General features: G+C 47.4%; 12 protein-coding genes. 7 read left to right on the top strand and 5 right to left on the bottom strand.

Annotated features, from left to right (window positions below):
• The first annotated feature begins 83 nt into the window (after positions 1-83).
• Genes B3850_RS00820 through B3850_RS00830 form a run of 3 tightly spaced genes read left to right on the top strand, consistent with a single transcriptional unit; the run spans position 84 to position 3,626 of the window.
• A complete protein-coding gene (locus B3850_RS00820) occupies positions 84-1,970 on the top strand; it encodes a hypothetical protein (protein WP_053953686.1) in 1,887 nt (628 codons plus the stop codon).
• Between the two features lie 10 nt (positions 1,971-1,980).
• Positions 1,981-2,541, top strand: coding sequence for a gamma-glutamylcyclotransferase (locus B3850_RS00825; RefSeq protein WP_053953687.1), 561 nt, complete (start codon positions 1,981-1,983; stop codon positions 2,539-2,541).
• 11 nt (positions 2,542-2,552) lie between these two features.
• Positions 2,553-3,626: an AI-2E family transporter gene (locus B3850_RS00830; protein ID WP_058576181.1), complete on the top strand. Its 1,074-nt coding sequence runs from the start codon at positions 2,553-2,555 to the stop codon at positions 3,624-3,626.
• On the opposite strand, the gene cfa is transcribed toward B3850_RS00830, so the two are convergent.
• The 3 genes from cfa to B3850_RS00845 form a co-directional block, all read right to left on the bottom strand.
• On the bottom strand, positions 3,623-4,738 hold the full coding sequence (cfa, locus tag B3850_RS00835) for a cyclopropane fatty acyl phospholipid synthase (protein WP_286872229.1): 1,116 nt from the start codon (positions 4,736-4,738) through the stop codon (positions 3,623-3,625). The two genes, B3850_RS00830 and cfa, sit on opposite strands and share 4 nt — an antisense overlap.
• Positions 4,739-4,809: 71 nt before the next feature.
• Entirely contained in the window at positions 4,810-5,997 is a 1,188-nt protein-coding gene (locus tag B3850_RS00840; RefSeq protein ID WP_286872226.1) for an ammonium transporter, read from the bottom strand.
• Positions 5,998-6,008: 11 nt separating this feature from the next.
• Positions 6,009-6,347 carry a P-II family nitrogen regulator gene (locus B3850_RS00845; protein ID WP_053953691.1) on the bottom strand — a complete coding sequence of 113 codons (339 nt, stop codon included), beginning with the start codon at positions 6,345-6,347 and terminating at the stop codon, positions 6,009-6,011.
• A 215-nt stretch (positions 6,348-6,562) separates the two neighbouring features.
• On the opposite strand from B3850_RS00845, the gene B3850_RS00850 reads away from it, so the two are divergent.
• The gene (locus tag B3850_RS00850) at positions 6,563-7,615 is read left to right on the top strand and encodes a cysteine synthase A (protein ID WP_058576185.1); all 1,053 of its coding nucleotides are present in this window, start codon (positions 6,563-6,565) and stop codon (positions 7,613-7,615) included.
• The gene (gene glpQ / locus B3850_RS00855) at positions 7,608-8,627 is read left to right on the top strand and encodes a glycerophosphodiester phosphodiesterase (protein WP_058576186.1); all 1,020 of its coding nucleotides are present in this window, start codon (positions 7,608-7,610) and stop codon (positions 8,625-8,627) included. The genes B3850_RS00850 and glpQ overlap by 8 nt, the downstream gene beginning before the upstream one ends.
• Here glpQ and rimI read toward each other — a convergent pair.
• Both rimI and B3850_RS00865 read right to left on the bottom strand, forming a co-directional pair.
• Positions 8,602-9,063, bottom strand: a complete 462-nt coding sequence (gene rimI, locus B3850_RS00860) for a ribosomal protein S18-alanine N-acetyltransferase (RefSeq protein ID WP_286872220.1) — start codon at positions 9,061-9,063, stop codon at positions 8,602-8,604. The two genes, glpQ and rimI, sit on opposite strands and share 26 nt — an antisense overlap.
• A gap of 16 nt (positions 9,064-9,079) precedes the next feature.
• A complete protein-coding gene (locus tag B3850_RS00865) occupies positions 9,080-10,543 on the bottom strand; it encodes a RimK family protein (RefSeq protein ID WP_286911236.1) in 1,464 nt (487 codons plus the stop codon).
• A 130-nt stretch (positions 10,544-10,673) separates the two neighbouring features.
• Here B3850_RS00865 and B3850_RS00870 point away from each other — a divergent pair, with 130 nt between their 5' ends.
• Both B3850_RS00870 and B3850_RS00875 read left to right on the top strand, forming a co-directional pair.
• Positions 10,674-11,180, top strand: coding sequence for a DUF2062 domain-containing protein (locus B3850_RS00870; protein WP_058576189.1), 507 nt, complete (start codon positions 10,674-10,676; stop codon positions 11,178-11,180).
• A gap of 2 nt (positions 11,181-11,182) precedes the next feature.
• The gene (locus tag B3850_RS00875; protein ID WP_286911237.1) at positions 11,183-12,934 is read left to right on the top strand and encodes a TIGR03545 family protein; all 1,752 of its coding nucleotides are present in this window, start codon (positions 11,183-11,185) and stop codon (positions 12,932-12,934) included.
• Positions 12,935-12,940 lie beyond the last annotated feature (6 nt).

The raw sequence follows: 12,940 nt of genomic DNA on the forward strand, positions 1-12,940 counted from the left end.
CTGAGATATTTTCGTTGCTCAAAAGTTTACGAGCCGTTAACCTTTAACCTTTAGTTTTGTCTAAAGCGAATAGGGGATTGTCAGTGGCTTTTGATTACGGCTCCATAGATCTAGGGCTTAAAAACCCATTTAAAACAGAGGGACTTGTCACCGCCTTGCGTGGCGGTATACAGCTAGTCGCGGCTGTCTTTTTGCTGGTATCGGCGGCCGGCTCAGTCAAAGAAGACGCGCTTACCGGTTGGGTTCTGGCTATATTCGGTGTACTGCTGCTGATTGCTGGCATAAAAGTCATCAGTGGCGGTATTATGGCCATGCTTCGCTATTTTGTAGGCCGTAACCACCCAACGTCTCTGGCTCGAAACTTTAGTAAGTCGGAGCGCAGTACCTCACAAGAAGAAATGCCTTATGTTGGCTATACCGATCGGGGCTTGGAAGAAATGCTTATGGGTCGTAAAAATGCGACCTTTGTAGAGCCTAAAGGACTGTTGGCGCGCATTGCCCATACGGTTTTTCCTAAGCTGCTATTTATGCCATACCCCGTGCGTAATATGGCGCAGCGTTTGCTTGGCGCCTGGGTTCGTACTATTACCGCCATGATAGCATTCGGTTTTGCTGCGTTTGTGTCTTTGGCAGGTTTCGCCGGAGAGGCTGGGGAACTCGCCTTTCCGGTTTATACCGTATTGCTGACGCTTTATTTAATTCAAGTATGGCGCAAGGCGGGAACATCAATTTCACGAAATGCAGAGCAGTCCATTGACTCAATGGGCGCAGGAGCTTTGGCAAAAACGGTTGTTTTCTCACTGCTACTGCCGGTTGTCGTGGGGCTCGTATTTTCCTGGTGGATGTCTTCTGAAAGCGTGACAGCCTCAGAAGTAGAAGTTTGGTTTTCCGCGTTGCCTTCGTTTCATGCGGGGCTTTATCTAACAGGCATCGCATTGGGTGCATTAATATCTACTGCCATTTCAGTTTTGCTACTTAAAAAGCGCCTTGCAAAAGCCAACCCGGTATCAGAAGTATCAGAGCTGCGGGAAAACTGGCAGGAGTCAGTGCACCCGAAGGAAATATTTATCAACCTCGACAACCTGGTCATGGCGAATCGCCGTTACAAAGAAGTGCCGAATCGTGTCTATCGTGAACTGAACCCTAGCTTGCAAGAGCAAGTAGATGGTAAGGGCGCATTTAATGGTGAGATGATCCAGGAAATACAGCCAAAAGTGAAAGATATGGAATTGGGTGCATCGTTTGGTCAGTTCCGTTTTATAAGTCTGCTGCTGGGCAATTTGCTGTTTGTTGGCGGTATTATTGCAACCTTTCTCTTGGCTTATGAAGTGACAGAAGTTGCTGCCTTCTTGCGAGGCATTGACTATCAAGTGAATACATCTGCTGAGCTTTTAGCATTCGCGACTGTGGCGGTTGGAGCCATTCATGTTTTTTTAATTGGTTATTTGTTGAAGGCCTTTGCCCACTTGCTGGCGAATGTAGCACACCTATTCTTCGCGGAGATCCAGTTTGAGTCGTTACTTATTTATTTTAAGTGTGAAGGTACATTCACCGAGTCTAAAATATCAACCGGAACCGGTATTCACGACAGCACACGCTCTGAAAATACGCTGGTTAGAAGCAGTATTACCCCTTGGGTTATTGTTTCCCGATTAGTAACTACGACCTTTGCTGCTACCGGTATGAGAAACCTCGAGCACCCGCGGCATATTCTGGAAATGCACAGAGCCGATGCGGAGCTCGAGAGTATACGAAACGATGTGATAGACTTTTTGAAAGACAGAGAGTCAATAGCGTCGCTGACCAGCAAGCGTGACTTGGGTAATGCGTCGCAAATTCATCAGCTTAATGAGCAGACTCGTGCGATTCCAGGCTCTCAAGAACGTTTAGATGAGAAGCAGCAAACGTCTGATGAGGAAGCCGCCGGTTACCTCCGACAGGAAGAAGACTTAAATAACGACAGGCCGTAACGGGAGAAGTATGTCGCAAAACACCATAGCCGAAAACAAGAAACGTCACGACTTAAGTGGTCATAGCGAGGTTTGGCTGTTCGGCTATGGGTCGTTGATTTACAAGGTCGACTTTCCTTACTTAGAGCGCGCACCAGCTTACATTGAAGGTTGGTCGCGACGTTTTTGGCAGGGTTCACACGACCACCGTGGTACGCCGGAAGCACCGGGGCGCGTTTTGACATTAATCGAAACGCCGGGAGAAAAGTGTACGGGTATGGCCTACAAAGTAACGCCCGATGTGTTTGAGCACTTAGATCATCGTGAGAAAAACGGTTATTTACGCTTTACCACACCCATGACGTTTCGAGACGGCAGCCAGCATGAAGGGCTTGTCTATATTGCAACCGAGGACAACGAAGCCTTCTTAGGGCCTGCCAGCAGTAAAGAGTTGGCTGAGCATATCGGGCAGGCGTCAGGCCCAAGCGGTCCAAACAGTGAGTATTTGGTGAAGCTACAGCTCGCGCTTGAACAGTTAGATGTTCACGACCCGCATGTTTACGACATTTACCAAGATTTAATAAATAGTTAGGGAATATCACCATGCGTGAGTCTATTGAAAGGCGTTCGTTCATACTGGCTTTGGCGCTTGTCAGTGTTGTATTTGCATTGGTACTGAAACCGTTCTGGGGAGCTATATTTTGGGCTTGCGCAGTGGCGGTTATATTCTTTCCTCTTCAGGAAAAACTGAAAAGTATTTTTGGCGAGAAGCCAAACCGAGCGGCCTTAAGTACGCTGATGGTGGCCTTGTTCATTGTTGTATTACCGGTGTTAGGCATTGCTTATTCGTTTGTTCAGGAAGGTCTGAGCTTTTATCAAAAGCTTGACTCAGGCAAGGTCAACCCGGGTGAGTTTTTCGAAGAAATTAGAACCGCATTTCCTTTTATTAATGACTTACTGGCTCAGTTCGATATTACGCCAGCCGACGTTAGAGAGCGCCTGTCATCATTCGCTGTGACGGCAAGCCGAATGTTCGCGGAGCAAGCTTTAAGTATTGGTCAAAATACGTTTGCTTTTATTATGAGTGTCGCACTTATGCTGTATTTGACCTTCTTTTTGCTTCGCGACGGTAAGCAGTTGCTGTATGTCTTGATGAAGGCATTGCCACTGGGTGACGAACGTGAACGCCAATTGTTTCAAAAGTTCGCCGAAGTGACTCGTGCGACAGTAAAAGGAAACATTGTCGTTGCTATGGTGCAAGGTGCGTTAGGTGGCCTTATATTTTGGTTGTTAGATATTCCCGGCCCGATTTTATGGGGTGTGGTTATGGCGTTCTTGTCGCTAATACCTGCAGTGGGAGCAAGCTTGGTGTGGTTGCCGGTATCGATTTACCTCTTTGCGACGGGAAGTTGGGTTGCTGGCTCTATACTAGTAGCCTACGGCGCAGTGGTCATTGGTCTGGCCGACAATGTACTGCGTCCTCTTTTAGTGGGACGTGATACCAAACTGCCGGATTATTTAGTGTTGTTTTCAACGCTGGGCGGTATTGCATTATTTGGTATTACCGGCTTCGTTTTAGGGCCTCTCATTGCCGCGCTATTCTTGGTGTTTTGGCAGCTGTTTATGTCCGAGTTTAATACCACCGATGTCTATGAAGACGATAAACCGCAGCGTTAAAGCTGCGGTCTTAAATAACCGTCGAGCTGACCTTTAGGCGATAATACCCACTGCCAAAGCTGAATGTCGCGAGCGCGGAAAGCACCGGCGCAAGACAGCAGATAATATTTCCACATGCGATAAAACTCATCATCAAACTGGCTTTTAAGCTGCGGCCAGGCCGCATCAAAGTTCTCAAACCAAGCCATGAGCGTTTTATCGTAATACGCCCCAAAGTTATGAAGATCTTCGCAGACAAACTTCTGTTCCAGTGCTTGTCCAATTTGAGAAATAGAAGGAATTTCGCCGTTGGGGAAAATGTATTTGCTTATCCATGGGTCTGCCGCAGTATCACTGACGTTTTTACCAATAGTGTGCAGCAGAAAAAGTCCGTCAGGCTTGGTGCAGCGTAATGCCACATCCATATAGTCGTCGTAGTTTTTCTGCCCAACGTGCTCAAACATGCCCAAGCTAATGACTCGGTCAAACTGCTCGTTTAAGTCACGGTAGTCCTGTAAACGGAACTCGACAGGTAGCCCCTCACAGCGTTTCTCGCCCAGCGCCACCTGCTCTTTGGAAATGGTGACGCCCACACATTTCACACCATAGTTTTCAGCAGCGTATTTCATGAAGCTACCCCAGCCGCAACCAATATCCAGCACCGTCATGCCTGGTTTCAGCCCTAGCTTTTGGCAGCATAGCTCTAGCTTGTCACGTTGTGCGTCGTTTACGTTATCCGCTTTTTCCCAGTAACCGCAGGTATAGACCATGTTGTCATCAAGCATGGCTTGATACAGGTCGTTGCCCATGTCGTAGTGGTGTTGTCCGACTTTCCAGGCACGCGACTTGTCCTGTAAGTTAAATAAGCGGCTTTTCAGAGAATGAAAAATGAGCCGGGCAGGGTTTACTTCGTCCTGAATGCCAGAGCGCAGCAGCTTAAAAAAGAACTGATCCAGTGACTCGGCGTCCCACAGCCGAGCCATATAAGACTCACCAAGTCCCAGGTTGCCACGCGAAAGAGCCTCATCAAAAACAGACTCGTCATGAACTTGCATATCCCAGGCGCGGTTTCCGTTAATGCGAATATCGGCCTTGGCTAATAATTCCTCAACATATGCCTTAGAGGTTGCCATAACATTTGGTCCATTCTTTCCAGAAATGTCGCATTAACTTAACAGGAAGCTATAACCCTGACAATGAGTAGTCACTGTCCTTCCGGAGAGCGAATAAATTCAGGGTAAGCCTCCACGCCGCAGTCCACTTTATCTAAGCCCGCATACTCTTGTTCTTTGGTGACCCTTATTCCGATTGTGAATTTCAGTAACCCCCAAAGGACAAAGCTCGTTAAAAAGCCCCAGGCCAGAATGACGGATGCTCCTATCAACTGGTTAAGCAGAGTTGCCCCCGAGTCACTGATTGGAACGACCAGGGTACCGAATATTCCCACCACCCCGTGAACTGAAATAGCCCCAACAGGGTCATCGATATGCAGTTTGTCCAGAAAAATAATGGATAGCACAACCAGTATTCCTGCCGTAAAGCCAACAATGGCCGCCAGCCAACTTGGTGGAGTAACGGGTTGTGCTGTTATAGCAACTAAGCCTGCGAGGGCGCCATTTAGAATCATCGTGAGGTCAGCCTTTTTAAAAAAGACTTTGGTAAACAAATAGGCCGCGACCGTTCCTCCCGCTGCTGATATGTTGGTATTCACAAAGGCGGAAGCAATAGCATTGGCATCTGCGGTAGAGCTTAATGCAAGCTGAGAGCCGCCATTAAAGCCGAACCATCCGAACCATAAAACCAGAGTTCCCAAAGTGGCCAGTGGCATATTAGCGCCTGGAATGGCCATTACGGCACCTGATTTAGAATATTTGCCCAAGCGTGGACCTAGTAATAGAACAGCGGCAAAAGCGGCGGATGCTCCGGTTAGGTGAACAATACTTGAACCGGCAAAATCAACGAAGCCAAGTTCTGACAGGAAACCGCCACCCCAGCTCCATGCGCCCTGGATTGGGTAAATAAAGGCGCTTAATGCAACACAAAAAAGTAAAAAGCTATTGAGTTTCATGCGCTCTGCAACAACGCCCGAAACAATAGACATTGCGGTGGCGACAAACACCATTTGGAAAAAGAAGCCGGCGTCAGCTGCGTGGGCTGTTGGCGCCGCATTTGGGTACATGATGGCATAACCAATAAACAAATAGCTGAGGCAGGCTAACGCATATAGGGTGATATTCTTAGTCAGTATCTCTGTCGTGTTTTTAGCTCTGACCAAACCGGCTTCAAGCATAGAGAAACCCGCGGCCATCCACATAACAAAGGCGCCGGAGATTAATAAAAAGAAAGTGTCTAAAACATAAGGCAGTTGCGCTAAGTGCTGTTGAGATTCCATGAGTGCTTCCTCTATAAAGCTTGTTCGTTCGTTTCTCCAGTGCGAATGCGTATGCAATGCTCTAAAGGGGTGACAAAAATTTTCCCATCGCCAATGGCGCCGGTCTGCGCCGCTGACTGAATGACTTCTAACGCTCGCTCTAGCTGCGCGTCACTAACCGCAATTTCGATACGAATTTTAGGGAGAAAATCAACGGTGTATTCGGCGCCTCGGTAAAGTTCGGTGTGTCCTTTTTGACGACCAACACCTCTGACTTCCGATACGGTTAGTCCTTGGCAGCCTATCTCGAATAAAGACTCTTTCACGTCGTCCAATTTAAACGGCTTAATTAATGCGATAATCATTTTCATGGGCTTTACCTTGTTAATGCAGTGTTAACCTTTGCCTTTCACGAACCATGCCAAAAAACAAAGTGTTGATTTTTAAGGTTAAATTTATTTTTAAGAGCTTATTAAAGCGGAAACTTGCACTAAGCGGGTGCATTGCACCAAAAAGTCCTATTGATGCGGTGTGCTCAGAAGAGATACTATTTACCAACACTATTGAATGATTAAAGGGTTTAGCCATGCTGGTAGGTGAACGTCAGAGTGACTTAATTGGGCAGACCGATCTCTTACGTATTCCGTCATTATCGGATTTGACGGGGTGCGACATATTCCTGAAGTGCGAGTTTCAAAACCCGGGCGGCTCTATTAAAGACCGTGCGGCAAAGCAGCTTATTGAAGATGCCATGGAACGTGGCGAGCTGAAGCCGGGGATGACCGTTGTTGAGGGTACTGCGGGTAACACTGGCATTGGTTTGGCTGTTGTTGCTAAAGCTTACGGATTAAACATGCTGGCGGTGATGCCCAATGATCAGACTCCGGAAAAAGAGCGAATGATACGCTTGCACGGCGGTGAGCTGATGGCGGTGGACCCGGTACCTTTTAAAAATGAAAACCACTTTTACCATACGGCACGTCGTTTAGCCGAAGAGCGCGATGACTGCTGGTGGGCGAATCAGTTTGAAAATACCAGTAACGCACGGGCGCATTACCTGCACACTGCGCCCGAAATTTGGGAACAAATGAACGGCAATATCGACGTTTTTGTGTCGGTGGCAGGCACAGGCGGTACTATTGGCGGTAATTCTAAGTTTTTCAAAGAGCAGGACTCGACCATTGATGTGTGGCTGGCAGACCCTGACGGCTCTGGCATTTATGAGTTTCTGAAAACCGGCGAGTATGTATCACACGGCGGGTCGATGACTGAAGGCATCGGTATTATGCGCTTAGTGGAAAACTTTAAGCAGGCAAAAATAGACCATGCGGTTAACTTACCGGACCAGGACTTAGTGACTATTTCCCGTTACGTACGCGACCATGACGGCATTGTACTCGGCAGCAGCTCTGCCCTGAATGTTGCTGCTGCTTTAGCGGCAGCGCTGAAAAAAGGGGCTGGACAACGTATTGTGACTTTCGCCTGTGACTTAGGTGAACGTTCAGCCAGTAAATTGTATAACCCGGAATACCTTCGAGGCCGGGAGTTGAGCACTGAGCCGGAGCCGATAGACGCATTGTTTGAGCGCTATCGTTCATTGGGCGATAAGGTGTTAAATGTGAGCTGGAATAATGACTAAAATACTTGTCTATGCGGTAAGTTTTCTGGGCGTTATTGTTTCTTCAGCAACCGCGGAAGTTCTGCCGCAGCAAGGGTCACTGTCCGACCTGAAAATACCGCAGTTTATAGACATTGCACACCGGGGAGCATCGGGTTATGTACCCGAGCACTCGCAAGCCAGCACCGTTATGGCGCATGCAATGGGCGCAGACTATATTGAGCAAGACATACAGTTAACCCGTGACAGTGTGCCTGTTGTGCTGCATGACGAAGTGCTGGATTACATTACCGATGTTTCCCAGGTATTTCCGGAAAAGCACCGTCCCGATGGCCATTATTATGTGGTGGATTTTTCCCTTGCTGAGTTAAAACAGCTGTCAATAACGCCACGGCATAAGGACTATGAGCTGGTATATCCTAAGCGCTTCGCAAATACTGAGGTTCGCTTTCCCATTCAAACCCTGGACGAGCAACTCAAATTAATTCATGAACTGAACCGGAGTCGCGAAGAAAACACAGGTATATACGTTGAGATAAAGTCGCCGCGTTGGTACCAGCAACAAGGATATGATGCAACGGCTGCGGTTATGTCGGTACTCGCTCAAAATGGTTATCACGACACTATGGCGACCCCAATTTATTTGCAGTCGTTCGACCCGGAAGTGCTACGCCGATTGAAACGTGAGTTTAACTGGGAGCAACCACTTATACAGCTTATTGGTGATAACGACTGGGGCATGAGCGATGTGGATTACAGCTCCATGCGTACCAGTGCCGGACTGGAAGCGGTGAAGTCTTATGCCGAGGGCATTGGTCTTTGGTTGAGTCACGCACTGGAAGGCGTAAAAGAGGGGCAGCCCCAATGGTCAACAGTGTTAGACACGGCCGACAAAAAAGGTCTGGATGTTCACGTGTATACCTTGCGCGCGGATGACTTACCTGAAGGTGTAGAGTCTCACTCACAATTGCGAAAGTGGCTGAAAACTACCGGTGTTGAAGGCGCGTTTACGGACTTTCCGGATCAAAAGTAAAGCGCATTTTTAAGCCATCAGAGCCGTCATCGTAATAGTTAGCGAGAACATCAATAGTTTCAAAGCCGCAGTCCTGATACCAGGCTATTGCGGCTTTATTGTCTGATTTAACCTCTAGAGAAAGAGCTTTCGCCTGGCTTTTTCGAGCGCATGAAATAAGCTCATCCATAAGCTTCTGGCCAATACCTTTGCCGCGCGCTTCTGGCGCTACGGCAATAGAGTAGAGCCGCCACACCGGGCTGTTTTTACGGGTCAGTACCAGCGCATAACCAAGCAGTCTGTTTCCGTCTCGGGCTACCCAGCAGTAAGCCGTTGCAGAGCTTATTAAGTGCTTAAAGCTACGACGGCTAATGCAACTGTAATTAAAGGTCGCGCGTTCCAGCCGGACTAAGTTATCCAGGTCTGAAAGTTGAGCGCGTTCGACATTGACATTCACTGTGGGTTACCTGATCTTACTTGCGCTCGTCTAGCCTGCGGTTAAAGTCCGCCATAATGAGACGATAAAGCTCATACCCCAGGTGCAGATCTTCCACGCCGTATTCAATGGACGGGTTATCGTTAATCTCTATTACCACGGGGCCGCGCTCGGTTTGTTTAATATCGACACCGTATAAACCGTCGCCGATAAGCCGGGTCGCTTGTAATGCCAGGCGGACCACGTCTTTAGGTGCCTGATGCACCCCTAATGTTGTAAACGAACCGCTTTTAGCACGAGAAGATGACTCTTTGTGGTTATAAATTTGCCAATGGTTACGCGCCATAAAGTACTGACAGGCATAAATAGGTCGGTTATTCAGTACGCCGATACGCCAGTCGTAGTCCGTTTTAATAAACTCTTGTGCCAGCAAAATAGTCGACTGCTTAAACAGCGACTCCGCAGTTGTTTGTAATTGCTCGAGGTTTTCTGCTTTCTCGACACCGATAGAAAATGAACCGTCAGGAATTTTTAAAACCACCGGGTAGCCTAAAGAGTCGCCAATAGCTTTATAGTCAATGTCGGATTGACTCAGTAATAATTTAGTTTTTGGTGTAGCTACTTTGTGTTTGTCTAACAGTTCTTTCAAAAACACCTTATTAGCGCATTGAACAATAGCGTCAGGATGGTCTATCACCACCATACCGTTGGCTTCTGCCTTTTTAGCAAAGTGGTAGGTGTAATGGTTAATTCGTGTGGTTTCTCTTATAAATAACGCGTCAAACTCCAGCAAACGGTTGAAGTCGTCTGCGGTTATTAACTCGGCGTCGATATCCGCTTCTTTTGCCGCCTTAATAAATTGGCTTAGAGCGCGTTTGTCAGAGGTAGGAATAGCCTCGTCCGGGTTGTGTAATATGGCCAGGTCAAAGCGCAGCTCCTTACGAGAGCGGGCTTTACGCCAAACTCGTTTACTGAACTGATCCAAAGCATTACCGAAAAAGCTTTGCTCGTTGTCGTCTAACTGGTTTAGGGCACCGGCCTGCAAAGCCGAAATGTGCCAGCGACCATTAAACTCAAGCTGTACTCGTAATATTGGGCATGGGTAGCGCTCGAAAATCTGCCGGGCAAAGTTCGTCAGCGCTTTTTCTTCGCACATACCTAAACAAATAAGTAAGGACAACGATTTCTTGTCGGACTGTTGCAGGTAACGCAGAAGTGATCGGTCGGTCGCATTAATGAGTAACTGATAGTGTGAAAAGTTGTTCACATCGTTAATAGTGGCAACTGACGGAATGACTTTTTGGCCGCGGGCTTCCGCTAATAGGCTGACATAGTAGCCGGTCGACAAGTAAGACAGGTCGTTACAGAGATTTAAAATACTTTGACGCGAATTTGAGTGAGTGGTTTGCAAGTACTCACTTGCGCTAAGTAAGCTTTGGCTAGGGTAATATGGCTGCCAATCGACCATGTCGTCAATAATGACGTGAGCCTGAGTTTGCATGATGTCCTGATATAAAAAGTGTAAAACCCACGAGTTTATTTGCTTATTAAAAGCAACTGACACTATATTAGAAAGATAACGGATAACAAGCAGATTTTATTGTTTTTTTGCTTTGAAAGGAGTCAGATAAATGCTGACAATTTTGGCTAAGCTGCTAAAGGCGTTGAACTCGGAAACGAGCCCATGGGCGCTGGCGTTAGCAGTCGTTTTAGGAATGTTCATTGGTCTGACGCCGCTGTGGCGGATCCATAACCTCATTATTATTCTTGCGGCCCTTATTTTTCGGGTGAATTTAAGTTTATTCCTGGTTTCTTTCGGTGTGTTCTCGGGTATTGCCTACCTGTTGGATCCGGTTTTCCACGACATTGGCCTGAGTATTCTGAATGCTTCAAGCTGGCAGGGTATCTACGAAGCCGCTTATGCCAGTGCGGTAGGGCGGTTGTCTATGTTTAACCACACCATAACCATGGGTAGTGTCATTTTCAGCTTGTTGGCGGCGCCTTTTGTTGCCGCTATTAGCTATTTTGTCGTGGCAAATTATCGTAAGCGTATTCAAAAAGCCTTTATGAAACTGAGAGTTGTGCAAGTCATTAAAGGCAGTCGGTTCTGGCAAATTTATACGAGTCTAAGGGGGTAACCATGAAACGAGGTATTATTCGTTGGCCTGGACTGGCCGTATTTGCCGGATTCGTGTTGCTGTTGGTGGCTATTTCATGGCTTTTTCTGGACTCTATTATAAAAGTCACTTTGGAGCACACACTCGGGCGCTTAAATGGCGCTGAAGTTAATATTGAGCAGGTTGAGCACAGCTGGTCGCCACTGGCGTTACGCATAAAAGGTGTGCAAGTGACGAACCCTCAGCAACCAACGCATAACCGGGTGCAAGTGGGGGAAGCGTCTGCCGATATCAGTCCGACAGAACTCATTTTGGGGCGCACTCTTATTGAACAGCTGACCATGACTGGTATAAGAGTCAATCAAGAGCGTGATAGTGAAGGCGAGGTGTACGTTCTGCCGTCAGAAGATGACATGAAGCAGTGGGCCGGCCAGTCCTGGGAAGACTTAAAAATGTCACTGCCGTCGACCGATGAGATTATGGCTCAGGTAAACCTTCGTACTGACAAAGTTATTGAAGAGTCAAAAGCGGCGTATGAGAAGCAGAAGCAGCAAGTTATCGCGGCGAAAGACGCTTTGCCGAGTGAAGATAAAATTAAAGAGTACGAGCAAAAGATAAAAGAAATAACCGAAGGCGATGTTAAAGACTTAGGAGCTATTGCAGCGCGCAAAGAGGCCTTAGACGAACTTAAAGAGTCTATTCGTAAAGACAAGGAGGCTATAGCGAACTTCCGGGACAAAGTGTCAGAAGCGAAAAGTGTGCTGCAAACACAGGTAACTGAACTAAAAAATGCGCCGGGCAATGACATTGATAGAATTAAGTCGTTCTTTAGTATGGACGGGCAAGGTTTACAGAACGTAACTGGCTTGTTACTGGGTGAGCAGGCAAAGCAATGGAGTCAATATTTGTTGCTGGCCTATGAACAATTAGGGCCCATGCTGGCGCGTTCAGACAATTCAGAAACGGTTAAGCCTGTGCGTGGTGAAGGCCAGAGCATTTCTTTTGCTGAGGAAGACGCACCACCGGAGTTTCTGATTAAAAAGGCGCGTACTGAGTTTATGGTGGCGGGCACCGTCATTGATGTTGACTGGCAGAATATTACTCATCAGCACAATTTACTGGGGCAGCCAACGACTTACCAGGCGCGTGCTGATAACAGTGAAATCTGGAAGGCGTTTAACTTAAACGGCGAACTTTCGCTCTCAGACTTGGGTATTGATGCCAAGCAACAATGGCAGTTAAAAGGTGCGCAGTTACAGAACCTTGGACTGAGTGAAAGTGCGGAGTTGAGCGCCCAAATTGTCTCCTCATTGCTCGACAGTGACGGCACTATTTTAGTCAGAGAAAACAAGCTTGATGGTAACGCCATGGTCAGAATGCTGAACCTGGACATGGATGCCAGCGGCTCCAGCAAACTGACCAATGCTATTGCCAGTGCGCTTAGCCAGTTACAGCGTTTGGACATTGCGACCAACATTACGGGCGATATTCAGAGTCCTTCGCTGAGTTTTGACTCGGACCTGGATGATCAACTGGGCAGTTTACTGGCCGACACCGCCATGTCAGAGGCTGATGGTAAACTGGCGGATATTAAAGCTGACTTAACCGCAAAAGTGTCTGATCAGCTAGGTGGTCAGGAAGAGCTGCTACAAAGCCTGACGCAATGGAACAGCGAATCAGGTGAGAAAGACCAGAAACTGGAAGAGTTACTGAAATCTAAAATTGAAGACAGTCTGAAAGATAAGCTTAAGGGCCGCCTGTTTGGCGACTCTTAAGCTTAA

The organism is Idiomarina sp. UBA4520, from assembly GCF_002388365.1.
In the GTDB taxonomy this organism is placed as follows: Bacteria; Pseudomonadota; Gammaproteobacteria; order Enterobacterales; family Alteromonadaceae; genus Idiomarina; species Idiomarina zobellii.

Bases quoted from the DNA above. Each gene is read 5' to 3' on its own strand.
- B3850_RS00825 (WP_053953687.1), top strand. From the start codon at position 1,981: ATGTCGCAAAACACCATAGCCGAAAACAAGAAACGTCACGACTTAAGT.
- B3850_RS00845 (WP_053953691.1), bottom strand. From the start codon at position 6,347: ATGAAAATGATTATCGCATTAATTAAGCCGTTTAAATTGGACGACGTG.
- B3850_RS00850 (WP_058576185.1), top strand. From the start codon at position 6,563: ATGCTGGTAGGTGAACGTCAGAGTGACTTAATTGGGCAGACCGATCTC.
- B3850_RS00870 (WP_058576189.1), top strand. From the start codon at position 10,674: ATGCTGACAATTTTGGCTAAGCTGCTAAAGGCGTTGAACTCGGAAACG.
- glpQ (WP_058576186.1), top strand. From the start codon at position 7,608: ATGACTAAAATACTTGTCTATGCGGTAAGTTTTCTGGGCGTTATTGTT.
- cfa (WP_286872229.1), bottom strand. From the start codon at position 4,738: ATGGCAACCTCTAAGGCATATGTTGAGGAATTATTAGCCAAGGCCGAT.
- B3850_RS00840 (WP_286872226.1), bottom strand. From the start codon at position 5,997: ATGGAATCTCAACAGCACTTAGCGCAACTGCCTTATGTTTTAGACACT.
- B3850_RS00865 (WP_286911236.1), bottom strand. From the start codon at position 10,543: ATGCAAACTCAGGCTCACGTCATTATTGACGACATGGTCGATTGGCAG.
- B3850_RS00830 (WP_058576181.1), top strand. From the start codon at position 2,553: ATGCGTGAGTCTATTGAAAGGCGTTCGTTCATACTGGCTTTGGCGCTT.
- B3850_RS00875 (WP_286911237.1), top strand. From the start codon at position 11,183: ATGAAACGAGGTATTATTCGTTGGCCTGGACTGGCCGTATTTGCCGGA.